Source organism: Acidovorax soli, assembly GCF_900107605.1.
In the GTDB taxonomy this organism is placed as follows: domain Bacteria; phylum Pseudomonadota; class Gammaproteobacteria; order Burkholderiales; family Burkholderiaceae_C; genus Acidovorax; species Acidovorax soli.
The window spans coordinates 35,184-61,411 of record NZ_FNQJ01000018.1 but is presented as its reverse complement, the minus strand read 5'-3'; the positions used below and the strand labels follow the sequence as shown (position 1 = coordinate 61,411).

The 26,228-nt window shown below is 63.4% G+C and carries 23 protein-coding genes; 8 read left to right on the top strand and 15 right to left on the bottom strand.

What is annotated here, in order from left to right; all coding sequences use genetic code 11:
- Window positions 1-8: 8 nt before the first annotated feature.
- Window positions 9-1,241 carry a chromate efflux transporter gene (gene chrA, locus BLW02_RS12515; RefSeq protein WP_092699073.1) on the top strand — a complete coding sequence of 411 codons (1,233 nt, stop codon included), beginning with the start codon at window positions 9-11 and terminating at the stop codon, window positions 1,239-1,241.
- Between the two features lie 123 nt (window positions 1,242-1,364).
- Window positions 1,365-2,312: an AEC family transporter gene (locus tag BLW02_RS12510; protein ID WP_092699071.1), complete on the top strand. Its 948-nt coding sequence runs from the start codon at window positions 1,365-1,367 to the stop codon at window positions 2,310-2,312.
- A gap of 6 nt (window positions 2,313-2,318) precedes the next feature.
- Here the strand turns inward: BLW02_RS12510 and pdxH are convergent, their stop codons facing one another.
- Window positions 2,319-2,957, bottom strand: coding sequence for a pyridoxamine 5'-phosphate oxidase (gene pdxH, locus BLW02_RS12505; RefSeq protein WP_092699069.1), 639 nt, complete (start codon window positions 2,955-2,957; stop codon window positions 2,319-2,321).
- Window positions 2,958-3,147: 190 nt separating this feature from the next.
- Between pdxH and BLW02_RS12500 the strand changes: the two genes are divergently transcribed.
- Genes BLW02_RS12500 through BLW02_RS12490 form a run of 3 tightly spaced genes read left to right on the top strand, consistent with a single transcriptional unit; the run spans window position 3,148 to window position 6,476 of the window.
- Complete coding sequence (locus BLW02_RS12500) at window positions 3,148-3,609, top strand: (2Fe-2S)-binding protein (RefSeq protein WP_092699067.1); 462 nt, start codon at window positions 3,148-3,150, stop codon at window positions 3,607-3,609.
- Between the two features lie 15 nt (window positions 3,610-3,624).
- Entirely contained in the window at window positions 3,625-5,904 is a 2,280-nt protein-coding gene (locus BLW02_RS12495; protein WP_092699065.1) for a xanthine dehydrogenase family protein molybdopterin-binding subunit, read from the top strand.
- Entirely contained in the window at window positions 5,904-6,476 is a 573-nt protein-coding gene (locus BLW02_RS12490) for a nucleotidyltransferase family protein (protein ID WP_092699063.1), read from the top strand. The genes BLW02_RS12495 and BLW02_RS12490 overlap by 1 nt, the downstream gene beginning before the upstream one ends.
- Window positions 6,477-6,484: 8 nt before the next feature.
- Here BLW02_RS12490 and BLW02_RS12485 read toward each other — a convergent pair whose 3' ends face one another.
- Both BLW02_RS12485 and BLW02_RS12480 read right to left on the bottom strand, forming a co-directional pair.
- Complete coding sequence (locus BLW02_RS12485; protein WP_092699061.1) at window positions 6,485-7,006, bottom strand: superoxide dismutase family protein; 522 nt, start codon at window positions 7,004-7,006, stop codon at window positions 6,485-6,487.
- Between the two features lie 187 nt (window positions 7,007-7,193).
- Complete coding sequence (locus BLW02_RS12480; protein WP_092699059.1) at window positions 7,194-7,787, bottom strand: gamma-glutamylcyclotransferase; 594 nt, start codon at window positions 7,785-7,787, stop codon at window positions 7,194-7,196.
- Between the two features lie 98 nt (window positions 7,788-7,885).
- Between BLW02_RS12480 and BLW02_RS12475 the strand changes: the two genes are divergently transcribed.
- Complete coding sequence (locus BLW02_RS12475; RefSeq protein ID WP_092699057.1) at window positions 7,886-8,410, top strand: OmpA family protein; 525 nt, start codon at window positions 7,886-7,888, stop codon at window positions 8,408-8,410.
- A gap of 111 nt (window positions 8,411-8,521) precedes the next feature.
- On the opposite strand, the gene gloA is transcribed toward BLW02_RS12475, so the two are convergent.
- The gene (gene gloA / locus BLW02_RS12470) at window positions 8,522-8,935 is read right to left on the bottom strand and encodes a lactoylglutathione lyase (RefSeq protein WP_026437733.1); all 414 of its coding nucleotides are present in this window, start codon (window positions 8,933-8,935) and stop codon (window positions 8,522-8,524) included.
- Window positions 8,932-9,483 carry a PaaI family thioesterase gene (locus BLW02_RS12465; protein ID WP_092699055.1) on the bottom strand — a complete coding sequence of 184 codons (552 nt, stop codon included), beginning with the start codon at window positions 9,481-9,483 and terminating at the stop codon, window positions 8,932-8,934. Before BLW02_RS12465 ends, gloA begins: the two co-directional genes overlap by 4 nt.
- Before the next feature lie 73 nt (window positions 9,484-9,556).
- Between BLW02_RS12465 and BLW02_RS12460 the strand changes: the two genes are divergently transcribed.
- Both BLW02_RS12460 and BLW02_RS12455 read left to right on the top strand, forming a co-directional pair.
- Window positions 9,557-10,036, top strand: coding sequence for a MarR family winged helix-turn-helix transcriptional regulator (locus tag BLW02_RS12460; protein ID WP_092699104.1), 480 nt, complete (start codon window positions 9,557-9,559; stop codon window positions 10,034-10,036).
- 69 nt (window positions 10,037-10,105) lie between these two features.
- Entirely contained in the window at window positions 10,106-11,464 is a 1,359-nt protein-coding gene (locus BLW02_RS12455; protein ID WP_092699053.1) for an MATE family efflux transporter, read from the top strand.
- Here BLW02_RS12455 and BLW02_RS12450 read toward each other — a convergent pair.
- From BLW02_RS12450 to BLW02_RS12405, 10 genes are all read right to left on the bottom strand, one after another.
- Complete coding sequence (locus tag BLW02_RS12450) at window positions 11,446-12,258, bottom strand: SDR family NAD(P)-dependent oxidoreductase (protein ID WP_092699051.1); 813 nt, start codon at window positions 12,256-12,258, stop codon at window positions 11,446-11,448. The genes BLW02_RS12455 and BLW02_RS12450 overlap by 19 nt on opposite strands.
- Before the next feature lie 558 nt (window positions 12,259-12,816).
- On the bottom strand, window positions 12,817-15,948 hold the full coding sequence (locus tag BLW02_RS12445; RefSeq protein ID WP_092699049.1) for an efflux RND transporter permease subunit: 3,132 nt from the start codon (window positions 15,946-15,948) through the stop codon (window positions 12,817-12,819).
- 15 nt (window positions 15,949-15,963) lie between these two features.
- A complete protein-coding gene (locus tag BLW02_RS12440; RefSeq protein WP_092699047.1) occupies window positions 15,964-17,577 on the bottom strand; it encodes an efflux RND transporter periplasmic adaptor subunit in 1,614 nt (537 codons plus the stop codon).
- Complete coding sequence (locus tag BLW02_RS12435) at window positions 17,574-18,848, bottom strand: TolC family protein (protein ID WP_092699045.1); 1,275 nt, start codon at window positions 18,846-18,848, stop codon at window positions 17,574-17,576. The genes BLW02_RS12440 and BLW02_RS12435 overlap by 4 nt, the downstream gene beginning before the upstream one ends.
- Entirely contained in the window at window positions 18,845-19,093 is a 249-nt protein-coding gene (locus tag BLW02_RS12430) for a DUF2789 domain-containing protein (RefSeq protein ID WP_092699043.1), read from the bottom strand. The genes BLW02_RS12435 and BLW02_RS12430 overlap by 4 nt, the downstream gene beginning before the upstream one ends.
- 55 nt (window positions 19,094-19,148) lie before the next feature.
- The gene (locus tag BLW02_RS12425) at window positions 19,149-20,429 is read right to left on the bottom strand and encodes an MgtC/SapB family protein (RefSeq protein ID WP_092699042.1); all 1,281 of its coding nucleotides are present in this window, start codon (window positions 20,427-20,429) and stop codon (window positions 19,149-19,151) included.
- Between the two features lie 376 nt (window positions 20,430-20,805).
- The gene (locus tag BLW02_RS12420; RefSeq protein WP_092699040.1) at window positions 20,806-21,390 is read right to left on the bottom strand and encodes a hypothetical protein; all 585 of its coding nucleotides are present in this window, start codon (window positions 21,388-21,390) and stop codon (window positions 20,806-20,808) included.
- A 114-nt stretch (window positions 21,391-21,504) separates the two neighbouring features.
- Window positions 21,505-23,412 carry a DUF3141 domain-containing protein gene (locus tag BLW02_RS12415; RefSeq protein ID WP_092699102.1) on the bottom strand — a complete coding sequence of 636 codons (1,908 nt, stop codon included), beginning with the start codon at window positions 23,410-23,412 and terminating at the stop codon, window positions 21,505-21,507.
- Window positions 23,413-23,432: 20 nt separating this feature from the next.
- A complete protein-coding gene (locus BLW02_RS12410; RefSeq protein ID WP_092699038.1) occupies window positions 23,433-25,946 on the bottom strand; it encodes a heavy metal translocating P-type ATPase in 2,514 nt (837 codons plus the stop codon).
- 3 nt (window positions 25,947-25,949) lie between these two features.
- Window positions 25,950-26,201 carry a DUF2933 domain-containing protein gene (locus BLW02_RS12405; protein ID WP_092699036.1) on the bottom strand — a complete coding sequence of 84 codons (252 nt, stop codon included), beginning with the start codon at window positions 26,199-26,201 and terminating at the stop codon, window positions 25,950-25,952.
- Between the last annotated feature and the right edge of the window lie 27 nt (window positions 26,202-26,228).

The window sequence follows — 26,228 nt, the reverse complement described above, 5'->3', positions numbered from 1 at the left end:
CCCGTCCCATGCCGCAACGCAGCACCGGCGGTGACCCCACCTCTGCATGGCAGGTGTTCTGGATCTTTTTGCGCCTGGGCCTGACCTCGTTTGGTGGTCCGGTGGCGCACCTGGGCTACTTTCGTGATGAACTCGTGCAGCGCCGCCAGTGGCTGACCGAGCGCAGCTATGCCGATCTGGTGGCGCTGTGCCAGTTTCTGCCCGGCCCGGCCAGCAGCCAGGTGGGCATGGCGCTGGGCCTGATGCGGGCGGGTATGCCCGGCGCGCTGGCCGCGTGGCTGGGGTTCACGCTGCCATCGGCGCTGGTGCTGGCCTTGTTCGGCGCAGGCCTGGCGGGCGGGTATGCCGTGTTGCCGGCAGGTGCCCTGCACGGGCTCAAGGTGGTGGCGGTGGCCGTGGTGGCGCAGGCGGTATGGGGCATGGCGCGCAGCCTGTGCGCGGGGCGGGCGCGGGTCACATTGATGGCGCTGGCCTGCTGCGCGGTGCTGCTGGTGCCTGGCGTGTGGGGCCAGGTGGGCGTGATGCTGGCCGCGGGCGCGGCCGGCTGGTGGCTGTTTGGGCGGGGCAGGGCGGCAGCGCCAGAACCGGCCATCGGCGCGCCGGATGGCCTGCATGTGCCACTGCGCCGGCGCACCGGGGCGGTGCTGCTGGTGGCATTTGCGGCGCTGCTGGTGCTGCTGCCGCTGGCCGTGCGCCTGTGGCCCGGTTCGCTGCTGGCCATGGTGGATGCGTTCTACCGTGTGGGTGCGCTGGTGTTTGGCGGAGGCCATGTGGTGCTGCCGCTGCTGCAGGCCGAGGTGGTGGGGCCGGGCTGGGTGTCGGCCGATGCATTTTTGGCCGGCTACGGCGCCACGCAGGCGGTGCCGGGGCCGCTGTTCACGTTTGCGGCATTTCTGGGCGCGTCCATGCAGGTCTGGCCGGGCGGTTGGCTGGGGGCGGCGGTGTGCCTGGTGGCGATATTTGTGCCCTCGTTTCTGCTGGTGGCGGGCGCCCTGCCGTTCTGGGAGCCCCTGCGGCGCAGCCCGCATGCGCAAGCGGTGCTGGCGGGCGTGAATGCCGCCGTGGTGGGACTGCTGCTGGCGGCGCTGTACCACCCGGTGTGGACCAGCGCCATCCACGGCGGCGCCGACTTTGGCCTGGCGCTGGCCGCCTTTGTGGCGCTGGTGTTCTGGCGCGCGCCGCCCTGGGCGGTGGTGCTGGCCTGCGGTGCGGGGGGCGCGCTGTTGGCCGCATGGCTGTGATTTCTAAGACAAAATAGTCGCTGGCGCTGGATGGGAAAGCACCATCAGCTATCAAAAAAGTAGTTCCGGCGCCAGGGTGCCGGGCTTTCTCCTCGGCTCTTTGCGCACTGCGCCCGTCCTACCTTGAACTCTCCCGTCTTCACGTCCCTGGTTCCTGTCATCCTGTTCATTGCGCTGGGTTTTTTTGCGGGACGGCGCGGCTGGATCCGGGCCGCTTCGGTCAAGGATCTGTCCAACCTCGTGTTCATGGTGCTCACGCCGGCGCTGCTGTTTCGCACCATGAGCACCGTGCAGGTGCAGGACCTCGACTTTGGCCCCGTGGCCGTGTATTTCGCCGCCGCCGGGCTGATCTTTGCCGCCACGCTGGTGGTACAGGGCTTCAGCAGCCTGGCGGCGGCGCGCGGCCTGGCCCACACCTTCAGCAACACCATCATGATCGGTGTGCCGCTGGTGGGGCTGGTGTTTGGCGAGGCCGGGCTGGTCACGCTGTTCACGCTGATCTCGGTGCACGCCCTGATTTTGCTGACCGCCGCCACGGTGGTGTTCGAGCTGGCCGCCGCGCGCGAACGCGCCCGTTCGGGCGACGGCCCTCAGCACTCCATGCTGCGCACAGTACTGCAGGCCATGGGCAATGGCATCGTGCACCCCGTGCCGCTGCCCATCATTGCCGGGCTGCTGTTCGCGCAGACCGGGCTGGTGGTGCCCGAGGTGGTTGGCAAGCCGCTGCAGTTGCTGGGGCAGGCGCTGGGGCCGCTGGCACTGCTGCTGGTGGGGGTCACGCTGGCTTTCAGCACCGTGGGCACGCATTTCAAGGCCGCGCTGCGCATTGCCCTGGTCAAGAACATCGTGCATCCGCTGGTGCTGGGCGCACTGGGCTGGGCGCTGGGTTTGTCGGGGCTGTCGCTGGCCGTGATGGTGTCGGCGGCGGCGCTGCCCGTGGGCGCCAATGTGTTCCTGTTCACCCAGCGCTACGGGGTGGCGCAGGATGAAGTCACCGCCAGCATTGCGGTGTCCACCGCGCTGGCGCTGGTCACGGTACCGGTGGCGCTGCTGCTGGCGGCCCGTTTGTAAACCAGCTCAGGGCGCCAAGCGCTCCCGTACCCACTCGCCAGCGTCCAGCCGGTAGCGCAGGCGGTCGTGCAGGCGGCTTTTGCGGCCCTGCCAGAACTCCCACTGCTCGGGCTGCAAACGGTAGCCGCCCCAGTGCGGTGGGCGCGGGGGCTTGAGCATGAACTGCGCACCATATTTGGCGGCATTGGCCACCAGCACGCCGCGGCCAGAAATCACCTGGCTTTGCGGACTGGCCCAGGCGCCGATGCGCGAGTCGAGCGGGCGGCTGGCAAAGTATTCGTCGCTTTCCGCGTCGCTGACCTTTTCCACCACACCCTCGATGCGCACCACGCGCTCCAGCTCCACCCAGTGGAACTGCAAGGCCACATGGGGGTTGCCGGCGATCTGGCGGCCCTTGCGGCTGTCGTAGTTGGTGAACCAGACGATGCCGCGTTCGTCGTAGCCCTTGATGAGCACCACGCGCGTGCTGGGGCGCAGGTCGCTGCCCACGGTGGCCACGGTCATGGCATTGGGCTCGGGCACTTCGGCGCTGATGGCTTCTTTCAGCCACTGGTCAAACTGCTGCAGGGGGGCGGGGTGCGAGGCGTCTTCGTTGAGTTCGGCGCGCTCGTAGCTCTTGCGAAGGTCGGCAATGGAGGTGGTCATGGGTACGATTGTGCACGCCCGGGTGCCATCGGGCGGCCCTGTCGGTGCGCCAAGTAACCTTGTGCGCGCGCAGGGATGCACGGAAGGCGTAACGTGCCGCACGGGTTGATTGCACGGCCCTTTGTGCAGCCCTTTGTGCGGCCCCGTTCGTGCGCCCATGAATTTCCTCTTTCCCCCAGGAGAACCCACGATGCCCACCCTGAATATCAACGGCAAAGACATGGCTGTGGATGCCGACGAATCCACCCCCATACTCTGGGCCCTGCGCGACACGCTGGGCCTGACCGGCACCAAGTTTGGCTGCGGCCAGGCTTTGTGCGGTGCCTGCACGGTGCACCTGAACGGCGCGCCCATCCGCTCCTGCGTCACGCCGATTTCGGCGGCTGCGGGCCAGAAGATCACCACTATCGAGGCCGTCACGGCCAGCGACAAGGTGGGCAAGGCCGTGCACGCGGCCTGGGTGAAGCACGATGTGGCGCAATGCGGCTACTGCCAGAGCGGCCAGATCATGAGCGCCACCGCGCTGCTCCAAGGCAAGAAGAAACCCACCGACGCCGACATCGACGCCGCCATGGCGGGCAATATGTGCCGCTGCGGCACCTATGTGCGCATCCGCGCCGCCATTCACGACGCGGCCAAGACCCTGGCCTGATGGAAGGAGAACACCATGCACTTCGACGCTCATGCCCTGCAAAGTCAGGCCCATTTTTTCATGCCAAAACACCTTCAGGCGTTGATGGATAAAGCGCAAGAAGCTACGAATTCAGGAGTATCCGATGCGCTGGAAGGCGTGGCGCGCCGCACCTTCCTCAAGGTATCTGCCGCTTCGGGTTTTGCACTGGGCGCGTTTCCGCTGGTGGCGGGCGCGCAGGGCCATGTCGCTGCTCCCGCAGGCCTCAAGCCGTTCGAGCAGCCCTCGGCCTTCGTGCGTATCGACGCCGATGGCACGGTCACAGTCACCATCAACCGCCTGGACTTTGGCCAGGGCGTGCAAACCGGCCTGCCCATGATCCTGGCCGAGGAGCTGGATGCCGACTGGAGCAAGGTGCGCAGCGTGCACGGCGATGCCAGCGCGGCCTATGCCGACCCGATGATGGGCATGCACCTCACGGGTGGCTCCAACTCCATCAAGAATTCCTACACCCAGTACCGCGAACTGGGCGCGCGCACCCGCGCCATGCTGGTCTCGGCGGCTGCCGCGCAGTGGGGCGTGAATGCTTCGGCGCTGCGCACCAGCAACGGCTTTGTCGTCGGTCCTGGCGGCAAGAAGCTGGGCTACGGCGCGCTGGCCGAAGCCGCCATGCAGCAGCCCGTGCCCGAAAAGGTCACCTTGAAGGACCCCAAGCAGTTCCGCCTGATCGGCAAACCCACCGGGCGCCTGGATGCCAAGGCCAAGTCGAGCGGCCAGCAGGACTACGGCATCGACGTGCGTCTGCCCGGCATGCTGACGGCCGTGGTGGCCCGCCCGCCCGTGTTTGGCGGCAAGGTGAAGTCGCTGGACGACAGCGCCGCCAAAGCCATCAAGGGCGTAAAGGCCGTGCTGCGCGTGCCCACCGACCGGGGCGGCGAGGGCGTGGCCATCGTGGCCGACGGCTACTGGCCCGCCAAGCAGGGGCGCGACGCCCTCAAGGTGGAATGGGACACCAGCGCGGTCGGCAAGCCCGACACCAAAGCGCTGCTGGCGCAGTACCGCGAACTGGCCGCCAAGCCGGGCAACGTGGCCCTGCAGGCCGACATGGCCCCGCTGGCGGGCGCGCCCCACAAGATCAGCGCCGAGTTCGTCTTCCCCTACCTGGCGCATGCGCCGATGGAGCCGCTCAACTGCACCGTGAAGCTGGACGGCGACAAGGCCGAACTGTGGATGGGCACACAGATGCCCGGCCTGGACGCGATGGCCGCCGCCAAGACGCTGGGCCTGCAGCCGCAAAACGTCAAGGTCAATACGCAGATGGCCGGTGGCGGCTTTGGCCGCCGCGCCATCCCCACCAGCGACTACGTGGTCGAGGCCTGCGGCGTGGCCAAGGCGGCGCGCACGGCGGGCCTCAGCGCGCCGGTGCGCACCCTGTGGAGCCGCGAGGACGACATCCAGGGCGGCTACTACCGCCCCATGCATGTGCACCGCGCCGAGATCGGCTTTGACGCCAAGGGCAGGATTTTGGCGTGGGACCACACCATCGTCGGCCAGTCCATCACCAAGGGCTCGCCGTTCGAGGCTTTCATGGTCAAGAACGGCATCGACGCAACAGCCGTCGAGGGCATGAAAGAGCCCTACGGCGTGCCCATGAAGCTGTCGGTGCACCACCCCGATGTGAACGTGCCCGTGCTCTGGTGGCGCAGCGTGGGCTCCACCCACACGGCCTACGCCATGGAGACGCTGATCGACGAAGTGGCCCGGGCGGCAAAGCAAGACCCCGTGGCCTACCGCCTGGCCCTGATGGGCGACAAGCACCCGCGCCACAAGGCAGCGCTGCAACTGGCCGTGGCCCAGTCGGGCTATGGCAAGAAAAAGCTGGCCGCCGGCCGCGCCTGGGGCGTGGCGGTGCACGAGTCGTTCAGTTCCGTGGTGGCCTATGTGGTCGAGGCCTCGGTGAAAGACGGCACACCCAAATTGCACAGCATTACCGCCGGCGTGCACTGCAACCTGGCGGTCAACCCGAAAAGCGTGGAAGCCCAGGTGCAAGGCGCCGCGCTGATGGGCCTGGGCATGTGCCTGCCGGGCGCCGCCATCACCCTCAAGGACGGTGTGGTGGAACAGAGCAACTTTGGCGACTACGCCGTGCCGCGCATCACCGACATGCCGCAGGTGACCGTGCACATCGTGCCCAGCGCCGACCCACCCACCGGCATGGGTGAACCCGGCCTGCCACCGCTGGCGCCGGCGTTTGCCAACGCCATTGCCCAGATCACGGGCAAGACGCCGCGCGAGCTGCCGTTCAAGCTGGCGTGATGGCAGGAGAAAACCGCCCCCCCTCCGTTGCGCAGCCCGTGGTGCTGGTACTGGCCTCGGGTCGGGGCGAGCGCTTTGCCGCATCGGGCGGCGTCGTGCACAAGCTGCGCGCACCGCTGGCGGGGCGAACGGTGCTGGAGCACACGCTGGCCGCCGTGCACGCCAGTGGCTTGCCCTGGCATCTGGAGGATGCAGGCCACCCCGGCATGGGTGATTCGATTGCCGCAGCGGTGCGCGCCACGGCAGGTGCCCCCGGCTGGCTGGTGCTGCCCGGGGATCTGCCGCTGGTCCAGCCCGACACCCTGCGCGCAATCGCCGCCGCCCTGGCGGACTGCGCCGTGGCGGTGCCGGTGCACCAGGGTGAGCGCGGCCACCCCGTGGGTTTTGCGGCGCCATGCCTGTCCGGGCTGCTGGCCCTGGCGGGCGAGCAGGGCGCCGCGAGCGTGGTGCGCCAGCAGGCACAGCAGGGCATGGTGCGGTGGATGGATGTGGAAGACGTGGGCGCGGTGACCGACGTGGACACCGTGCAGGACTTGGAGCGCGCCGCGCAGTTGCTGGCAGCGCGCCCGTAGCGGTGCGTTTACTTTGCCGTGATCACGGCGCAGGCCAGGCGCGGGCCGGCATTGCCGGTGGGCTGGGTCTGGTAGTCATCGGGGTCGCGGTGCACGATCAGGCCTTTGCCGACGATGTCGTTGGCGCTGCTGCCCACGCGAATGGTGCGCGATTCGAAGCGGAACGTCGCCACGCCATCGGCATCGGCCTTGAGGCTGGGCAGGTCGCCCGTATGGTGCTCGCCCATGCCATGGTGGCCGTGCGGCTTGCCGCCCGGGTTGAAGTGGCCGCCGGTGCCCATGCCGTCGCCGCTGGAGCAGTCGCCTTTTTCATGAATATGAAAACCATGTTCGGCGCCCGGCTTGAGGCCTTTGATGGTGCCCGACACTTTGACCACCTCGCCCGACTGGACAAACGTCACCGTGCCGGCTGCGGTGTTGCCGCGCGTGGGTTGGAGTTGGGCGGTGGCGCTCGGACCCGCGGAATAGGCGGCGCAGCCCGCCAAAGAGGCCACCAGGGCGGCCGATATAAAAACGGTTTGCAAGGACATGCCTGAGACTCCTGAAGAAGGTTGACGGTAAGCACCGGCACTCACAGGCTGGGGTACCTGCCACAGGCGCCGCCAGCCAGCGCCATCGTGCCCCGTGGCGCATTCTCCATCTGGCGGTAAAGAACTACAACTGCCATCCCCGGCGGATGCAACGGCGCCAGAGCCCCTTATCGAGGGAGGCCTGGGTTCAGCACCGACGGTGTGTCAGTGCAATCAGACGGGCCAGGGCCTGGTCCTGGATGCCATGCCGGAGCAACTCGTCATGGGTGGTCTGCGCATAGTCGCGCGTGGTGCCAAAGCGCCCGCTGGCCTGCTCGAAAATGCGGCGGTATTCGTGGTCGGGCAGCACGCCGGTGTGATTGGGGCTCTTGCGCGACAGGGTGAAGGCGAGGGCGCGCACAGGGCCGTGCGGGGTCTGGCAGGCCAGCCAGCGCGGGTCGTACACGGCGGTGACCATCTCGCGCTGCCACAGGTTGGTCAGGACCTGCGGGGCATGCGCCTTGTCCACACGGAATACCATGCCCCGGCAGCTACCGCCCGAGAGCATGCCAAACACCAGGCCCGGGCATTCGGGCGTGCCCCGGTTGACGCGGCTCCACATCTTGAGTGCGCGGTGCCAGCCGTGCACCTTGGCGGCTCTGCGCTCTGCGTAGTCAAAATCCGGGCGCCAGATGAGCGAGCCATAGCCAAACACCCACAGATCCTCGTGGCCACCCCAGTCCATCAGGGCGCGCTCCAGCATGGGTGCCGGATCTCGCAGGGGGGCGGGCAGATTCGTCATGCGTTCACTCTACAATTCAAGGCTTTGTTTCAACAGGCCGGGTGCGCCGCCTTGCGGGTTGCGCGCCACTGGCACCACCATTTTTACGAGGATTTCCCATGTCTGACGACGACAGCCAAGAACGTTTTGCCCTCGGTTTCCTGATTGCGCTGATTGCACTGCTGATTTCCGTGGTCGTGGGCACCGTGGTGGTCAAGCGCGTGGGCGGCTCGACAGCACCCAAGCCCGCTGCAACCGCAATAGCTAGCAGCGCGCCAGCAGCACCTGCCGCTGACGCAGCGGCCACCGACGGCGCCAGCGTGCGCGTGGAAAACGGCGTGGTGAAGTTCTACTTTGCCAGCGCCAAGGCCGACCTGGCCACGGGTGCCAACGAAGCCCTGGCCGATGTGGTCAAGGGTGTGTCCGAAGGCAAGACGGCTGTGGTTTCGGGATTCCACGATGCCACGGGCGATGCCGCACTGAATGTCGAGCTGGCCAAGCAACGCGCCTTTGCCGTGCGCGACGCGCTCAAGGCCCTGGGCGTGGCGGAAGACAAGATCGAACTGAAGAAGCCCGAGGAAACCACCGCCAGCGGCAGCAACGCCGAAGCCCGTCGTGTGGAAGTGGCACTGAGCGCCCAGTGACCGAGCGCTTGCGTTGAAAAAAACCCGGCATTGCCGGGTTTTTTTATGGATAAAAATGCCGCTATCTTTTATGGGTAAAGCGCTACCAGCTATTTATTTGATAGTGAAGGATTAGCGCAAACCAGCGCCGCCCGTGCCCTCGGCGCGCTGGATCAGCTCAATCTTGTAGCCATCGGGGTCCGTTACAAACGCGATCACCGTGGTGCCGCCCTTGACCGGGCCTGCTTCGCGCGTCACGTTGCCGCCCGAGGCCTTGATCTTCTCGCACGCGGCATAGGCATCCGGAACGCCCAGTGCGATGTGGCCGTAGGCCGTACCCATCTCGTAGCTTTCCACGCCCCAGTTGTAGGTCAGCTCGATCTCGGCCTGGCCGGGATTGCCGCCCTCGAAGCCCAGAAACGCCAGCGAGTATTTGTACTCGGGGTTCTCGGACTGGCGCAGCAGTTGCATGCCCAGCACCTGGGTGTAGAAATCAATCGAGCGTTGAAGGTTGCCAACGCGCAGCATGGTGTGGAGGAATTTCATGCCTTCGATTGTGCCGGCAAGTCGAAAACGAGGCAGGTGGTGGTGGCGTGGGCGTAAAGCGTGCCGTCGGGCCCCACCAGGCGCGCTTCGGCCGTGGCCAACTGGCGGCCCGCGTGGATCACGCGGCCCTCGGCGCGCACGCGCTGCACCTTGGGTGTGATGGCCTTGACCAGGTTGATGCCCAGCTCGGCCGTGGTGTAGCCACGCCCGGGCTCCATGCGCGTGTGCACGGCGCAGCCCAGGGCCGAATCGAGCAGGGTGGCAAACCAGCCCCCGTGCACGGTGCCCATGGGGTTGAAGTGCTCCACGCGGGGCGTGCCCTGGAAGGTGGCCGTACCTTCGCCCACGTCCACGATCAAAAAGTCCAGCGTCTTGGCAATGGCGGCATAGGGCAGTTCGCCACGCAGCATGGCTTGCATTTGCTGCAGGCCGGTCAGGTGGGCAATCTGGTCACGGCGGGCCACACCCGGGCCGGGGCCTGCATCCAGTGTGGCAAGGATGTCGCGCTCCTGCGCGAGCCAGTGTTCAAGGTGGTTGTGCTGGGTCATGGGGTGTACGGGCCGGTGGTGTGGTTGAAACACATGAGTTGCATATGCAATTATTGCAGATACAATGAAATCCATGCAAGCCGAACCATCGCCCCTGGCCCCCGTGCTGCCGCAGGGCTGCACCAACTTCAAGCTGCGCCAGCTGATGCGCCGCGTGGCCAACCACTACGACGCCGAAATGGCCCAATGCGGGCTCAAGACCACGCAGTATTCGCTGCTGTCGCACGTGCTCAAGCTGGGCCCGATCCGCCCGGGCGACCTGGCGGTGGCTATGAAGATGGACGCCTCGACGTTGACGCGCAACCTGCGCCCGCTGGTGGATGCCGGTTGGGTCACGCTGGAAGCGGGCGCCGATGCCCGCAGCCGCCTGGTGCACATCACCGACTCCGGCCGCGACAAACGCGCAGAGGCGCAGCGCCACTGGAAGGACGCGCAACTCGCGCTGAATGAAGCGCTGGGCGTGGAGCGCGTGATGGCATTGCATGCGCTGGTGGATGAATCCATGGATCTGCTGGCGGCGTTACCCGTACAAGCGCATGGCCATGCTGACTGATGCGTGCCAGGCCTGTTCTCCTGCAACGGGGTCTGTCCTGTGACTGACGGCCTCACCCCCCGCACCCGCATGCTGTTGGAGGCGCCAATTGCGCCCACGCTGCTGCGACTGGCGGCACCCAATGTGCTGGTGATGCTGGCACAGGCGGGCGTCGGGCTCATCGAAACCTACTTTGTCGGCCAACTGGGCACCGACGCACTGGCGGGCATGGCGCTGGTGTTTCCGGTGGTCATGCTGATGCAGATGACCTCCGCCGGGGCCATGGGCGGCGGCATTGCGTCGGCCATTGCCCGCGCTTTGGGCGCCCGGCGGCGTGACGATGCCGATGCGCTGGTGCTGCATGCGCTGGCCATAGCGGCGGTTTTCTCGCTGGTCTTCACGGTGGGCGTGGTGGGAGGAGGGCGCTGGCTCTACACCCGCATGGGCGGCACGGGTGGCGCGCTGGATGCGGCACTGGTCTATTCCAGCTGGGTGTTTGCCGGTGCGTTTCTGGTGTGGCTGTTCAACACGCTGTCTGCCGTGATCCGGGGCACGGGCAACATGGCCGTGCCTGCCTATGTAACGGTGCTGGGTGCCTTCGTGCTGGTGCCGCTGTCGCCGCTGTTCATCTTTGGCTGGGGCCCCATGCCCGGCCTGGGCATCGCCGGCGGGGCCATCGCGCTGATGGCGTACTACCTGGTCGGCAGCGTGGTGCTGGCGGTGTACCTGTGGTCGCCGCGCAGCCTGCTGCGGCCGTCGTTGGCGCACATCCGGTTTCGCTGGGTCTTGTTCAAGGACATCCTGCGGGTCGGGCTGGTGGGCATGGTCTCTACCGTCGCCACCAACCTGGCGATTGGCGTCACCACCGCGCTGGTGGGCGGCTTTGGCACGGTAGCCATTGCGGGCTACGGCACGGCGTCCCGGCTGGAATATCTCCTGGTGCCACTGGTCTTTGGCCTGGGTGCACCGCTGGTGGCCATGGTGGGTACCTGCATCGGCGCGGGCCAGCGCGAGCGGGCGCTACGCGCCACCTGGATCGGCGCAGCCATGGCGTTTGTGATGGCCGAGGCGATTGGCCTGTGGGCGGCAACGTTTCCCAACGCGTGGTTGTCGCTGTTTAACAACGAGCCGGCCATGCTGGAGGCGGGTGCGCTGTATCTGCGCACCGTGGGCCCTGTCTATGGATTTTTTGGCCTGGGCCTGGTTCTGTACTTTGCCTCGCAAGGGGCAGGGCGCCTCCTCTGGCCCGTCATCGGCAACATCGTGCGCCTGGCTGTTGCGGTGACCGGCGGCTGGCTGGCGCTGCACTGGGGCGGCGGTTTGGCGGCGGTGTTCGCCGCTCAAGCCGCAGCGCTGGTGCTGTACGGCGCGGTCAACGCCTGGGCGATTGCGGGCGGCGCATGGTTTGGCCCGGTGGGCTGGCCGCGCATTCAAACCGGAACGGTGTAGTTCAGCGTCATGCGCCCACCGTCCACGGTCACGATCTCGCCGGTCACATAGCTGGCGGCATCGCTGGCCAGCCAGGCCACCACATCGGCAATCTCCGATGGCTCGCCCAGCCGCTTCATGGGCGTGCGGCTCATGATCTTGTGTTTGGCCTCGTCGCTGGTCAGAACGGCCTTGGCGGCCAGCTCGGTGGCGATGGTGCCGGGCGCCACGGCGTTCACGCGGATGTTCTTGTCGGCCAGCGCCAGCGCCATCACGCGTGTGAGCTGGTTCACGCCGCCCTTGCTCACGTTGTAGCTGGCAATATTAGGAATGGTCAGCACACCGTTGACCGAGCTCATGTTGACGATGGAGCCACCGCCACAACCGTCATTTTGTGCCGCCATGGCCCGCGCCACCGCCTGACCGACCAGGAACGAGCCCTTGAGGTTGACCCGCAGCACGGCATCAAAGTCGGCCTCGGTCACGTCCAGGAAGTCCGCAGCGCGGAAGATACCCGCATTGTTCACCAGCACGTCGATGCGGCCATGGGCCGCCAGAGTCTGGGCCACCAGGGCGTGCACCTGGGCCTTGTCACCCACATCGCAATGTACATACAGCGCGCCCAGTTCCTGCGCCAGCGCCTGTCCGCGCGCATCGTCCACATCCACAATCACCGGCTTGGCGCCTTCGATCGCAAAACGGCGGACGCAGGCCTCGCCAATGCCTTGTGCGCCGCCAGTGACGATGCAAACCCGACCTTGGTGGCCGAAATGGATGGTGGATGCAGAGGGAGTTGCCGGTGCAGGAATGGTCATGGCTTGGATGGTAGCGGTTTGCGCTAGCCCAGCCCGCCAGGCCTCACCGGTAGCTCCATCCGGTTCAGCAGCCGCAGCAGCCGATAGGCCGTGTACGGGATGTCGTGCCGGCCGGTTTCCCAGTTATGTAATGTCCGCTGGCTGATGTGTGAAGATTCTTCGCGCAGGTGGCCTGATTCCAGCCGAGGTTTCTGTACAGGGTGACGAAGCGGGAGGCAAGCTGGGCGCGGGTGTCCGGGTCAAACCGCCTTGCCCCGATGCGCTGCGCGACTAGATACGATGTATATTATGTTAACTAACAAAATTCACATCCATCCAACTAATCCTGTCACCCGGCATCCGCTGAAGGGAAAATGTCACGTCGGCCGAGCCCTAGGCGGTAGCCGGGCGACAGAAAGTAGGTACGAAAAACGGCTGAAGTGCGACACGATTGAGGTGCAGGCGCCCTCTTTCATGTTTGGATCTCATTTCTATCGGGCCCGCCATCACCTCAGAACCATTTTTGCCTACCCGGATGCCACGGGCGAGTAGTTGCTTGTGCATGCGAGGCCTATTGCATCAAGCGCGCCTTCTTCGAAGTTCAACTTGCTTGACGAGCGCGTAAAGCGCAGGGATCACGGCCAGCGTCAGTACGGTCGAGGAAATCATGCCACCGACCATCGGTGCTGCAATGCGGCTCATCACTTCCGAGCCGGTGCCAGTCCCCCACATGATGGGCAGCAGGCCCGCCATGATGGCAACGACTGTCATCATCTTGGGACGAACCCGCTCGACTGCGCCTTCCATGATGGCCTCATAGAGATCTGCCACGCTAGGCTCCTTGTTGTCGGCACGCCGCCGGGCCTGAATCTCTTCCCAAGCATGGTCGAGGTAGATCAGCATGATGACACCCGTCTCAGCCGCCACCCCAGCCAATGCGATGAAACCCACCGCGACGGCCACCGACATGTTGTAGCCCAGCCACCACATGAGCCAGATACCGCCCACCAAGGCAAACGGCACCGACAACATGACGATCAAGGTTTCGGTCAACCGCTTGAAGTTCAGGTACAGGAGCAGGAAGATGATCAGCAAGGTGACCGGAATGACCACCTTCATTTTCTGCACCGCGCGCTCCATGGACTCGAACTGGCCGCTCCATGTGGCGTAGTAGCCGGGCGGGAATTTGACCTGCTCGTTCACTGCTTTGCGCGCCTCGGCGACGTAGCCACCGACGTCACGCTCTCGGATGTCCACAAAGATGTAGGCTGACAGCAATCCATTTTCGGTACGGATGCCCGGCGCGCCCTTGGCCACCTCCACGCGCGCGACCTGGCCCAGCGGCACCATGGCTCCATCCATGGTCGGCACCAGGACCTCGCGAGCGATCTGCTGCGGATCGGATCGCAGTTCGCGCGGGTAGCGCACCGTCACACCAAAACGCTCTCGCCCTTCCACCGTGGTAGTGACCATGTCCCCGCCGAGTGCCGTACCAATGACTTCCTGCAGATCACCCACTGCCAACCCGTAGCGCGCCAGCTGCGTGCGGTCAGGCTCGATATTGAGATAGAAACCGCCTGTGATCCGCTCCGCGAATGCCGAGGTTGTGCCTGGCACCGCTTTCACTACGGTTTCGATCTCCCGCGCCAGGCGTTCCATTTCGTTCAAGTCCTTGCCGAAGACCTTGATGCCAATGGGCGTGCGGATACCGGTGGACAGCATGTCGATGCGCGCCTTGATGGGCATGGTCCAGGCATTGGAGACGCCCGGAAACTGCAGCGCCTTGTCCATCTCGGCGATCAATTTGTCGGTGGTCATGCCAGACCGCCAGGCTGACTCAGGCTTGAGATTGATGACCGTCTCGAACATTTCCGTCGGTGCGGGGTCGGTGGCCGTGTTGGCTCGCCCTGCCTTGCCGTAGACCGACTCCACCTCCGGAAAGCTCTTGATGATCTTGTTTTGCGTCTGCAGCAACTCGGCGGCTTTGGTGATCGACATTCCGGGCAGCGAAGCGGGCATGTAGAGCAAGGTGCCTTCATTGAGTGTCGGCATGAACTCCGACCCCAGCTTGCTGGCCGGATAGAACGACACCCCCAGCACCATCAGGGCAAGAGCAATGGTCACCTTCTTCCAGCGCATCACACCGGCGATGATGGGTCGGTAGGTCCAAATCAAGAACCGGTTCACCGGGTTACGTGACTCCGGCATGATGCGCCCGCGAATGAAGATCATCATGAGCACCGGCACCAGCGTCACCGACAGGAGCGCCGCGCCCGCCATCGAGAAGGTCTTGGTGAAAGCCAGCGGCGAGAACATGCGTCCCTCCTGTGATTCCAGCGTGAACACGGGAAGAAACGACACGGTGATGATGAGCAGCGAGAAGAAAAGTGCCGGGCCGACCTCCTTGCAAGCGGTGATCATGGCTTGCGCTCGCTGCTTGTCGTCGTGCCCGGGCGGGAGTCTCTCCAAGTGCTTATGGGCGTTCTCGATCATGACGATGGCCGCATCCACCATGGCACCGATCGCAATGGCGATACCGCCCAGGCTCATCAGGTTGGAATTCATGCCCAACAGGCGCATCGCGATGATGGAAATCAGCACACCCACGGGCAACATCAAGATAGCCACGAGGGCTGATCGAATGTGCATCAAAAAGACCATGCAGACCAAGGCAACGATCAGGCTTTCCTCCAGCAGCGTTCGCTTGAGCGTATCGATGGCCCGATAAATCAGGTCGGATCGGTCGTACACCGCCTGGATACTGACACCTTGCGGCAGCCCTGCCGAAATTTCTGTGATCTTCTCCTTCAGGTTATGAATGACCTCCAGGGCGTTCTGGCCATAGCGGGCCATGGCAATGCCCGAGACCACCTCACCCTCCCCATTGAGTTCGGTAAGACCGCGCCGTTCGTCGGGAGCGATTTCGACGCGGGCAATGTCTCGAATCAATACGGGCGTACCCTTTTCGGCCTTGATGACCAGATTTTCAATGTCCGCTACGCCACGCAAATAGCCTTTGCCGCGCACCATGTATTCCGTCTCGGCCATCTCAACGACGCGGCCGCCGACGTCACGATTGGAATCGCGAATAACCTGTGATACCTTGGCCAACGGAATGCCATAAGCCCGAAGCTTCACCGGATCGACGGTGACCTGGTAGGTTTGGACAAAACCACCAATGGATGCCACCTCGGCAACGCCATGTGCCTTGGTCAGCTGATAGCGCAGGTACCAATCTTGCAACGTGCGCAACTCGGCCAGGGTCTTGTCCTTGGCAAGCAACGCGTACTGGTAGACCCAACCCACGCCAGTGGCGTCAGGGCCGATTTGCGGCGTGACGCCCTTGGGCATTCGGCTGGATGCGAAGTTGAGGTATTCCAGCACGCGCGAACGTGCCCAATAGATGTCTGTGCCATCCTCGAAGATGATGTAAACGAAGGACGCTCCAAAGTACGAAAAACCTCGCACCACTTTGGACTTGGGTACCGACAGCATGGATGTGGTCAACGGATAGGTGACCTGGTCCTCGACCACCTGGGGCGCTTGTCCAGGGTATTCGGTGTAGACGATGACCTGCACGTCGGACAAGTCCGGCAGCGCATCCAGCGGTGTTCGCAGTACCGCGAACACCCCCCCGGTAATGACAAAAAGGGTGGCAAGCAGAACCAGAAAGCGGTTGTTCCCCGACCAGTCAATGATCTTCGCGAGCATGGTGTTCCCTGACGGTCAGTTATGGCCTGCGTGCGCATTGGCTGCCGCGTTGCCCACAGGTTTCACGGAGGTGATCACCCATTCGCCCTGTCCACGCTCAACGAACTCGAAGGTGACCAATGCGCCAGGCTTCATGTCCGCCAGCAACCCGCTGTTGGAGACCTTGAACTCCATAGACATTGCGGGCCATTTGAGGGTAGGTATGGGGCCATGTGCAATGGTCACTGTGCCAGTCTTGGTGTCCAACTCATCCACCCTGCCCTCACCCCGATGCCCGACGGAGGCAGCAGGCTTACCTGCGTCTGGGGTGCCTTGTGCGTCCGGCTTAGCTCCATGTGAGGAGTGCCCAAAGCCGCCCACGGCCGCCTTGAGGTTGCTTTCTGCATCGATCAGGAAATTGGCAGCGATTACCACCTGCTCTCCCTCGCGTACGCCTTCGATGACTTCAATGCGGTCGTCGCTGCGTGCGCCCACTTTGACATCGCGGGGTTCGAATCGACCTTCCTTGAGCTGCACCAGGACGATCTGTCGCGTGCCGCTGTCAATCACGGCTGAAGTCGGCACAGTCAAAACAGTGCCCTTGCTGGCGGTCGGAAGTTCCACCTGGGCAAACATGCCTGGCTTGAGCAAGCCACCCGTGTTCGACAAATCGACGCGCACCTGCACCGTTCGGGTTTCAGGCTTCAGGGTGGGGTACACATAGCTGACCGTCCCCTGGAACACCTTGTCTGGGTAGGCATTGATCTGCACCCTGGCTTTGCCCCCCAGCTTGACCCATCCGATGTCTTGCTCGAAAACATCCGCGATGGCCCAGACCGAGGACAGATTTGCCACCTGGTAAAGCATTTCACCCGGCATGAAACGCATGCCTTGGACGGCCTTCTTGTCGGTGATGATCCCGGCCACAGGGGAGCGGAATGTCAGCGTGCGGCGGGATTCGCCGGATTTGGCCAAGGCCTTGACTTGCTCGTCCGAAATGTCCCAATTGCGAAGCCGCGCCAGGCTGGAGTCGGCCAGCTCACGCATGCCACGCTGTGCCTCACCCGAGGCATCCTTCAACGCATCGACGCCCTGGGCTGCAATGGCGTACTCGCGCTGAGCGGACACCAGTTCGGGGCTATAGACCTCGAACAGCGGCTGCCCCTTGCTCACTGCCTGTCCTGTGACGTTGGCATGCAGACGCTCGACGTAGCCCTCAAATTTGGCAGCGATGGTGAAGGTCTGGCGCTCGTCTGGTTCGATGCGTCCGGCAGACCGCACCACCTTGTCCAGTGAACGCAGACTGACCGCCTCGGTGCGGACGCCGAGTTTCTGAATCTTTTCGGTACTGATGCGAATCTGGTTGGAATCGGTTTGTGCTTCTTCCTGCTCTCCCTCGTAGACCGGGATGTAATCCATCCCCATCGGATCTTTTTTCGGTGTGGGAGATGTGTCGGGCAGCCCCATCGGGTTACGGTAGAAAAGCACCCTGCGCTCCTTCTTGGCGGAAACATCAGAAGCGCCCGGCGACGCAGTCTGGTCACCACTGCGGACTTCGGATGGGCGCTGCCCCATCCAATAGCCACCGCCCGCCGCCAACCCCGCGGCGACGATAGCCAAGAGCACGCCTGCCTTGAACCCTGTTGTCATTGTTCTTCCCCCACGATGCTTTCAATGCTGGCAAGCCGCTTCTGTGCGTCTACTCCGGCTTTGATCTGATTCAATTTGGTTTGGCGAATTTGGCGCTGCGCATCCAGCAAGGTTGCAAAATCCACCTTGCCCGTCTGGTATCCGGCCAGCGCCGAGCGGAAGGTCAACTCGGATTGCGGCAAGAGGCTGTCCGTCGTCAACGCCAGCGAACGCCGGGCAGACTCGAAACCTGCCACGTTGGCGTAAAGGTCTGCCAAGACCTGGTTCGTGACAACTTCCTGGCGTGAGCGCGCAGCGGCCAACATCGCCTCGGACTCCCGCTCCTGGGCGCGCCGCGCGTCTTGCTGCAGGGGAATGTTCACCTCGACCATCAATTCCCACTCTTTGACCGAGCCTCTGTACTGAATCGGGGAGATACCAACGTTGAAGTCGGGATAGCGGTTCTTGTAGGCCAACTCGCGGCTCTTCTCGGCAGCCCTGATCTGGGACTCTTCCGTGCGCAGCAGCGGATTGTTCATCCGGGCGCGCACCTCCAGGGCCGCGAAGCTGACTTGCTCCAGCGGCGGCAATGCACGGATCTGCTCGGGTGCCGCCAAAGACTCCGAAGTCGGACGCCCCACGAGAGCATTCAGTCGGGCCTGGAGCTGGCGGCGCTCCGCGTCCAGTGCAATCAGTTCGTTGCGCATGGTGGACTGCTCCACCTGCGCACGGATCACGTCCTGTTGCGCAGCAAGCCCGCCCGCGTAGCGGACCTGGGCAACCTTTTCCAGCCGCGCCATCAGGTCCAATATTTCGCGCGACAAACGTTCGTTCTGATCCAGGTAATAGAGCTCGGCATACGTTGTCTTGATCTTGCCGGCCAGTTCAATCCAGGTGCCTGCTGCACGGCTTCTCGCGGCTTCTGCTTGCGACTGAGCCACCTCGCGCTTCAGACCGCGTTTACCCATCCAGGGCAGATCCTGCATCAGCAGGTAGCGGGTACTTCCCACGCGCCCTGGCAGCAGGGTGGGGTTTTGTGCCCCCATGCGCGTGATGTCACGCAATTCGGTCCGGAATTTGGGGTCTGGCAAGGCGCCCGCAGGCACGACGCGCTCTGCTGCCGCATCCGCATCAAAACGCATACTGGCGATTTCGGGGTTTTGCTCCCTGGCCGCTTGCAGCAACCCTTCGACACTCGACCCCAGCTTGCCCTCTTGCGCGTAAGCCATCGGACTCAGCGCAAGAGACACCAGTACCACCCCCAACGACAGGCGACTCCGCAGAGGCATCATGACCGCCCCCTGGGTGCACGCAGGGCAGCATTCAACCGGTCAATGACTTCGGCCCAGTCCGCATCGTCCAGAAGTTCTTCGCGCAACAGCGTCGCCTGCGCTGGCGTCCAGAACGGCGCATCGGCCAGCAGCATATCGGTCGGAAGTGGCGAGTGCGTCTTCAGGAACGCCCCAATTCCGGCCTCATCCGTGCGCAGGCCGAGCTGGGCAAACAGTTCAGAGAAACGATGAAATGACTTTTCCATAGCGGTGATCCCTATTGTTCAAACACAAGAATTCGGAAAACGTGGCTGGTGAGGCTCACGAAAGCGTCACGCTCAACGCCAATACGACCGCTCCGCACGCCATCGCGCCCAGGTAGCCGAGAACAACCGATTTACCGACCTGCGCCCCACCCGTCGTCCAGGCGATACCGGCCTTGGCCACCATGTTTGCCAACGTCGCGAGACCGAGCGCCGTGACGGTGGCCACCGTTGACAATCCCCCGGCACCGTGCAGCCGAGCGAGCGAGATCAAGATCGCATCCACGTCCGCCAGGCCAGAAATCGCCGACAACACATAGAGGCCGCTGGTGTCCAGCCACTGCTTTGCCGCGGGCACCAGGACACTCATGACAGCGAGCAACACACCAAAGCCGAGCGCAGTGCCAAGGTCGAATGGCGCCATCGCGCCGATAGAGCCCTCCCCCACTGCAGTGCGATCCAGCTGGCGCCACCGCCATAGCGCAATGCACATCAGCACCACGCCAGTGGCTACCAGGGCGCTGCCGAAGGTGGACACCAGCTTCGGCTGGATGACGCCCAGCAGAACGACCATGCGAAAAAACATGACGCCGCACGAGGCCAACGTGCCAGCAGCCGCCGCGCCGGCCAGCGAAGGCTGCTCGCGTGCATAGCGGGCCAAGGCCAATGTGGCGGCCGTGGAAGAGGCCAGCCCTCCCAGAATCCCGGTCCACAGCACACCCCTTTGCGCGCCGGTGATCCGCATGGCAAAGTGGCCCGTCAGCGACAGGCCCGCAATCAGGATGACGGCCCACCACAGCTGGTACGGATTGAGCGCGCCATAGGGCCCCAGGACCGTATTGGGCAGGTAAGGCAGGATGACCATGGACAACACCAGCAGTTGTAGCGATGCCGTCAACTCGCGGTGATCGATCAAGCGCAACCAACCGTGCAAGGTCGGCTTAAGGTCCAGCAACACAGCGCCAATCACCGCTGCCGACAACGCCAAGGTGATGTGGCCGTGTGCCGCAAAGGCGCCCAGGACCAAAGTGAGCAGCATCGCCACCGGGGTGGTTGCGCTCAGGTTGCCAGTCAGTTTGGCATTTCGGGCGTAGGACACCGTCAGCAGCAAGGAGAGTCCGAGCAGCGCACCCAGCAAAGGCCAGGCGCCGAAAACTGGCTGCAGATGCCCAAGCACACCACCGAGCAGTCCGGTCAGGGCAAAGGTGCGCAGACCGGCAACCCGCCCTCCCTCCGGCAATTCGCGGTCGTGCCAGCCGCGTTCCAGGCCAATCACCAGACCGACAGCAAGCGCGGCGACCAGGCCTGAAGCGTCAGGTGGTAGTTCGTAGCCATTCATCGACGCTCTCCGTGGATGACCTGCATAGCCCCCTGCAGCATATTTCGCACGCCAGGCATCACGACCGCCCCACAGGGAAAGTGCAAGTCGACATTCAACTGATCCACCACTTCGGTCCAATCTGTGTCCAACATAATTTCCTCACGCAGCACCCTACCCTCGCCCACTGAAATCCAGGATGTTGCGCTTCCAATCTGAATCCGCCCGCCTTGTGCGAATGCACGTTGTGTATTTTGCGAGCCGACGGCTAACGGAAAGGTGTTTCAAAAATTACATTCCTGTCAGGAATTTCTGGGACGGGACCCAGGGGCCCATGATGAACATTGGCGCGTTTGAGGGCCCGATGGGTTGTTCCACCAACGGACAGGAGCACCCGTCAAGGCAACAAGGCCGGTGTCCGCAAGTCACCGGTTTCGCCACTGTTCTCCCCTGTGCCAAACGCAGTCGCATCAAGGGCGAACTCCACGTCGATTCGGGAAAGACGGTCAAAAAGCGCCATGTTCTGGTGGTTTTCAACACGCTCGAACAGGAGCACCTCGATCGGGCGCCACATCGCCACCCAGCCAACAATCAACAGGCCTTCGCTGATGGCAACAAGCACTTTGCTGTTGCCAGGATGAACCAACAAGGCACGTGCAAGCAGGGTCGTCCCCAGAACGGTGAGTCCCGTGAACAGAAAGCGCATGCCCTGTCGCATCCTTCGTCGATATCGGCGCCTGCACTGCGCATGCTGCGCCTGGAAATGTGTGTGGATCGCTCGCGTGATTTCGATTTCGTACTCTTTAATGGACACCGGGACATGAACCACAAGCCGAAGCGGTTCATCCGGACCGTGCTCACCCGCACAGTCGACGATATAGTTTTCAACGGCATGGCTCAGTGCCTTCTCATGGAGCGGCGAAGGGTCCAGAGAGTCGTAAAGCTGCGTGATTCGCTGAATTCGAATGTCGATGACCGTCATTCTTATGGGCTCCAAGGTTGGCTTGCGGGGAGCTTTCTCAGGCTGACTTCTCTAACCTGCTCCGGGCATCCGTACGCAGGTCGCAGTATCGGCAGTACCACAGATGCTCAGGGCTCAGTCCGCTTTGTTGCGCCCTGTACCACCGTCTCCGGTTTTGCCCATCGTCCCCGGGACGCTCAAGAACAAATCAGGACTTTGAAACATCAGACGAAACGCTTGCTCGATCGCAGCGTCGCGGCCTTCGCGAAGTTGTCCCAGTGCATGGGTTACTTGTTCTGCCGCTTCACGCTCACGCTTGATCAATGGGTGATGCGGCGCCAGCGGTTGTCGGCCCCTGGCGATCGGCTCGGCCAGCATGCTGATCCCTTTCATCCAGGGATTGAAAGTTTCTGAAAACATATATCTACTGCTGCGCATTGGATGAAGCCACTTGAGCAATTCGGCTGTCCAGGGTGTAGAAAGCGACTGCACCCAGGGACTGAAGAATGCCCGGTAAAGTGTCTCGTTGAATGTCGAGACCTGTTTCACGCGCTCAAAGGCTTCTTGCGGGTAATCGGTTTTCAGATCTTCCACCTCACGGGTTTCGAAGCGGATGCTGTAGGAAGGCTTATGGCAGTCCGGGTCACCCGACGGGTTGTCGATCTTCATTTCGTAAAGGCCCGGTGCCAGCGCTTCAATGTCGGCCAGGCTCTCCAGGATGGCCCGGTGCTCCAAGCGAGCGACTCCGGCGGACACAAAAATGCCGAGATGGCCGACGTGCGGGTTCGTGAGGTAGACAATGCGCTGCCCGGCCTGCTGGAGATCATCGGTGTCTTGGTAGACGGCCGGAATCCATCCAAGCGCCTGGTGCGGTGGCGTGATGTTGTCGCCGTAGGAAGCAAAGATGACGATGGGATTCCTGATCCGTCTCAGGTCTGCAGTGCACCCTTGGCAAATCTGGAAAAGGCCCCGTTCCAGCTGGTTGCCGATAAACAGGTTCTCAACGATCGCGAGGATCTCTTCCCGGCTCAGGAAATAAAAGCCGTTCCACCAGCGTTCAAAGTCCAGAAAGCGTCCCTGCTCAGTGTCAACGTTGGTGAAGAGTTGGGCGTACTTCTCCCAAATCGCCTTTTCTGGTTTGAGGTTCTCGAAATTCTGCGCCAGCCAGGCCCCGTCGAAACGGCCATCGCCCAGGTCGGCCGTCAGATGCGCCAACCAGCTGCCACCCAGGAGCCCCCCGGAAAGACGCATCGGATTGACACCGGGCTCGCCAGCCCAATACGACAAAGGCGAGCCATTGAGTACCACCGGTCCAACCAGACCAGCGCAGTCGGCGGACAGCAGTGTGACCGCCCACCCAGCCTGACAGTTGCCATAGAGCACAGGAGGCTTGCCAGGATGGCGTTGGGCCACTTCTTCGACGAAACGCCGCAGCACATGCAACACGTCCGCCAGGGTCTGCCCCAGGGCCGGCTCGGGAAAGAAGATGACGAAGTAAACCGGATGGCCCTCACGCATGGCCATTCCGACTTCAGAGTCACGCTTGAAGCCGCCGATCCCAGGGCCATGGCCGGCGCGTGGATCGACAACAATGATCGGAGGTTTGTCAGGATCGACGCAGTCGTCCCAGCAATGCTCGTCGATTTCGGTGATGCGCAGCAGTGCATAGTTGACCGGCCGCTCGAAGCTGCGCGCGTCCAGCAGCGTTTCATACTTGAAGTCCAAAAGCGGCGGCAACCCGACACGCTCGTGCTCCAACATGTTGTTCGCGCGTTGGCGAAGCGTGTCCCAAAACGCAATAGAGCGTTCGAAGAAGTCCCGCTGGTAGTCAAAAAAGTCCTGCGCAGACAGTGCTTCGGTTGCTCCTTTCATGCCACTGGACGCATCCTGTGCCGGAGGCTTCGTCAAGTCCTCGGAACGGTCCACGACGGTCGGTGGGAGATCCTCCACCAGGCGTTGCTCTTTTTGTATCGGTGCTTTCCCCCTCCGCTGCCAGGCGCTTGGAGAGGCCTTAGGTTTTGGCGGTTGCGTGGGGGTTTTCATCATTCCTCCGGTCTACGGCATCATTTCTTGCTGCGCCGCAAACGCAGCGCATTTCCAATCACTGACACCGAGCTCATGCTCATGGCCAGTGCCGCGATCAGCGGGGACAACAACCACCCCGTGAACGGGTATAGAACACCTGCCGCAATCGGCACCCCAATGCCGTTGTAAACGAATGCGAACAGCAGGTTCTGGCGCATGTTGCGAACGGTGTCAGTGGAGATGTCGCGCGCCGCAGTGATTCCGCGCAAGTCGCCCTTGACCAGCGTGACCTGGCCGCTGTTCATGGCCACGTCGGTGCCCGTGCCCATCGCCACGCCGACATCGGCCTTGGCCAACGCAGGTGCATCGTTGATGCCATCGCCGGCCATGGCAACGATGTGGCCCTCTTTCTGCAGCCGTTCCACCAGCGCAAGCTTGTCGGCGGGCTTGACTTCGCCATGCACCTCGTCGATGCCAAGTTTGGCCCCCACGGCCTTGGCCGTGGTCAGGCCGTCTCCCGTCGCCATCACGATGCGCAAGCCGCTGGCGTGCAAAGCTTTGATCGCTTCCAGCGTAGTGGCCTTGATGGGGTCGGTCACGGCCAGGATGCCCGCCAGCTGTCTGTCCACGGCGAGATGCATCACGCTGGCGCCTTCACTGCGCAGGCGCTCAGCGTCGGTCTTGAGCGCATCCGTCGCCACGCCCTCCTGCGCCATCAATGCGGTGTTTCCCAGCACCAGGCGCTTGCCATCGACGAGGCCTCGCACGCCGATCCCGCTGCCTGACTCGAAATCCACCGGCTTGACCAGTTCCAGGCCTTTGGCGCGTGCGGCGCTGACGATGGCCTCTGCCAAAGGATGTTCGCTGCCTTGGTCCAGGCTGGCAGCCAGGCGCAATACTTCGTCCGCCGTATAGCCGGCGGCACCGACTGCGGTGTCAAAGGCGGGTTTGCCTTCGGTGAGCGTGCCGGTCTTGTCCACAATCAGCGTATCCACCTCGCGCATTTTTTCGATGGCACCCGCATCCCGGAACAGCACGCCTTGCGTGGCTGCCCGACCCGTGGCGACCATCACCGACATGGGCGTGGCCAGCCCCAGCGCACAGGGGCAGGCGATGATCAGCACGGCGACGGCATTGATCAGGCCAAACACCCAACTAGGCTCCGGACCGAACAAACCCCAGACAAAGAAGGTGGCAATGGCGATGAGCACCACCACGAGAACAAACTTCCCGGCAACCACATCCGCCATGCGCTGCATGGGCGCCTTCGAGCGCTGTGCATTGGCCACCATCTGAACAATCTGCGACAGCATGGTGGCCGCGCCGACTTTCTCGGAGCGCATCACCAAGGCCCCACTGGTGTTCATCGTGGCACCAATGACATTGTCACCAATGCGTTTGGTCACCGGCACAGGCTCACCGGTCAGCATGGACTCATCGACAGCGCTGCTGCCCTCGGTCACGATGCCATCGACCGGCACTTTCTCGCCGGGGCGAATGCGCAGCAGGTCTCCGACGTGCACATGGTTCAGGGGTACGTCTTCTTCGCTGCCGTCCGCATTGATGCGGCGTGCCGTCTTGGGCGCCAAACCGAGCAGCGCCTTGATCGCCGCAGAGGTTTGCGAGCGGGCCTTCAACTCGATGATCTGGCCCAGCATGGTCAGCGAGATGATGACCACGGCCGCCTCGTAGTACACAGCCACACGCCCCATGGAGACGAACGAATCCGGGAACACGCCCGGTGCCAGGGTGGCCACCAGGCTGTAGAGAAAGGCCGCGCCCGTACCCAGACCAATCAAGGTCCACATGTTGGGGCTGCGCAGGACGAGGGATTGCCAGCCGCGTACAAAAAATGGCCAGCCAGTCCACAAAACGACTGGCAGGGACAGCGCCAGTTCAAGCCAAGTCTGCACTTTCAGGTCAAACCATCCCAGGCGATGGCCGAACATTGCAAGAATGGTGACGATGAACGTGAAGGGCAGTGTCCACCAGAAGCGGCGCTGAAAATCCTTCAGTTCATGGTTGTCTTCCTCGTCCAGGGGAATGATGGGCTCCAATGTCATGCCGCACTTGGGACAGGTGCCTGGATGGTCTTGGCGCACCTCGGGGTGCATGGGGCAGGTGTAGATAGTGCCGGCCGGCTCTGGCGCGGTGTCCGCGGGCGCAACTGGCTGCGGCTTATGGGGAGGATTGTGGCCATGTTCGTGCGATGAGACGGCATCTCCCTCCGGAACCAGGCGCATCTGGCACTTCGGACAATTGCCTGGGTGATCTTGCCGCACCTCGGGGTGCATGGGGCAGGTGTAGATGGTGCCGGCCGGCTCTGGCGCGGTGTCCGCGGGCGCTGCAGATACCAGGTACTGCAGTGGGTTCGCCGCGAACTTGCCTTGGCACTTGGCGCTACAGAAATAGTAGGGCCGGCCTTCGTGCGTCGAATGGTGTTCAGACTGCTCCGTAACGGTCATGCCGCACACCGGATCCTTCAGATCCGTTGGCGGGGCTGGCTCGGCAAGGGGGTGGCTGCCGTGATGGTGGTGTGCATGCGTGTCCATTGCTTATTCCTTGTCGTTGTGGGTGCGCCGGGGCGGCTGCGCATGGTTGCCGTGCCCACCATGGCCGCCGTGGCCGTGCATCAGGTGCATGAGCGGGCAGGCGAGCAGCAGCAGGTAGGGCCAATAACCCAGAACATGGCCCCAGTGCTCTCGCAGCAGGAAAAAACCGGCGATCAAGGCCGCCGTTGCCAGCGCCATACCGGCGGGGCGGCGCCAAAACGATGGCGTATGGGCGTTGTGGTCAGGCTGATCCATGGCGTTGCTCCTTCAGAGTTGCTCGCA

What these genes read in the sequence shown, in the direction of transcription:
- chrA (WP_092699073.1), top strand. Translation starts at nt 9, where the DNA reads ATGCCGCAACGCAGCACCGGCGGTGACCCCACCTCTGCATGGCAGGTG.
- pdxH (WP_092699069.1), bottom strand. Translation starts at nt 2,957, where the DNA reads ATGACCACCTCCATTGCCGACCTTCGCAAGAGCTACGAGCGCGCCGAA.
- BLW02_RS12500 (WP_092699067.1), top strand. Translation starts at nt 3,148, where the DNA reads ATGCCCACCCTGAATATCAACGGCAAAGACATGGCTGTGGATGCCGAC.
- BLW02_RS12495 (WP_092699065.1), top strand. Translation starts at nt 3,625, where the DNA reads ATGCACTTCGACGCTCATGCCCTGCAAAGTCAGGCCCATTTTTTCATG.
- BLW02_RS12490 (WP_092699063.1), top strand. Translation starts at nt 5,904, where the DNA reads ATGGCAGGAGAAAACCGCCCCCCCTCCGTTGCGCAGCCCGTGGTGCTG.
- BLW02_RS12485 (WP_092699061.1), bottom strand. Translation starts at nt 7,006, where the DNA reads ATGTCCTTGCAAACCGTTTTTATATCGGCCGCCCTGGTGGCCTCTTTG.
- BLW02_RS12480 (WP_092699059.1), bottom strand. Translation starts at nt 7,787, where the DNA reads ATGACGAATCTGCCCGCCCCCCTGCGAGATCCGGCACCCATGCTGGAG.
- BLW02_RS12475 (WP_092699057.1), top strand. Translation starts at nt 7,886, where the DNA reads ATGTCTGACGACGACAGCCAAGAACGTTTTGCCCTCGGTTTCCTGATT.
- gloA (WP_026437733.1), bottom strand. Translation starts at nt 8,935, where the DNA reads ATGAAATTCCTCCACACCATGCTGCGCGTTGGCAACCTTCAACGCTCG.
- BLW02_RS12465 (WP_092699055.1), bottom strand. Translation starts at nt 9,483, where the DNA reads ATGACCCAGCACAACCACCTTGAACACTGGCTCGCGCAGGAGCGCGAC.
- BLW02_RS12460 (WP_092699104.1), top strand. Translation starts at nt 9,557, where the DNA reads ATGCAAGCCGAACCATCGCCCCTGGCCCCCGTGCTGCCGCAGGGCTGC.
- BLW02_RS12455 (WP_092699053.1), top strand. Translation starts at nt 10,106, where the DNA reads ATGCTGTTGGAGGCGCCAATTGCGCCCACGCTGCTGCGACTGGCGGCA.
- BLW02_RS12450 (WP_092699051.1), bottom strand. Translation starts at nt 12,258, where the DNA reads ATGACCATTCCTGCACCGGCAACTCCCTCTGCATCCACCATCCATTTC.
- BLW02_RS12445 (WP_092699049.1), bottom strand. Translation starts at nt 15,948, where the DNA reads ATGCTCGCGAAGATCATTGACTGGTCGGGGAACAACCGCTTTCTGGTT.
- BLW02_RS12440 (WP_092699047.1), bottom strand. Translation starts at nt 17,577, where the DNA reads ATGACAACAGGGTTCAAGGCAGGCGTGCTCTTGGCTATCGTCGCCGCG.
- BLW02_RS12435 (WP_092699045.1), bottom strand. Translation starts at nt 18,848, where the DNA reads ATGATGCCTCTGCGGAGTCGCCTGTCGTTGGGGGTGGTACTGGTGTCT.
- BLW02_RS12430 (WP_092699043.1), bottom strand. Translation starts at nt 19,093, where the DNA reads ATGGAAAAGTCATTTCATCGTTTCTCTGAACTGTTTGCCCAGCTCGGC.
- BLW02_RS12425 (WP_092699042.1), bottom strand. Translation starts at nt 20,429, where the DNA reads ATGAATGGCTACGAACTACCACCTGACGCTTCAGGCCTGGTCGCCGCG.
- BLW02_RS12420 (WP_092699040.1), bottom strand. Translation starts at nt 21,390, where the DNA reads ATGACGGTCATCGACATTCGAATTCAGCGAATCACGCAGCTTTACGAC.
- BLW02_RS12415 (WP_092699102.1), bottom strand. Translation starts at nt 23,412, where the DNA reads ATGAAAACCCCCACGCAACCGCCAAAACCTAAGGCCTCTCCAAGCGCC.
- BLW02_RS12410 (WP_092699038.1), bottom strand. Translation starts at nt 25,946, where the DNA reads ATGGACACGCATGCACACCACCATCACGGCAGCCACCCCCTTGCCGAG.
- BLW02_RS12405 (WP_092699036.1), bottom strand. Translation starts at nt 26,201, where the DNA reads ATGGATCAGCCTGACCACAACGCCCATACGCCATCGTTTTGGCGCCGC.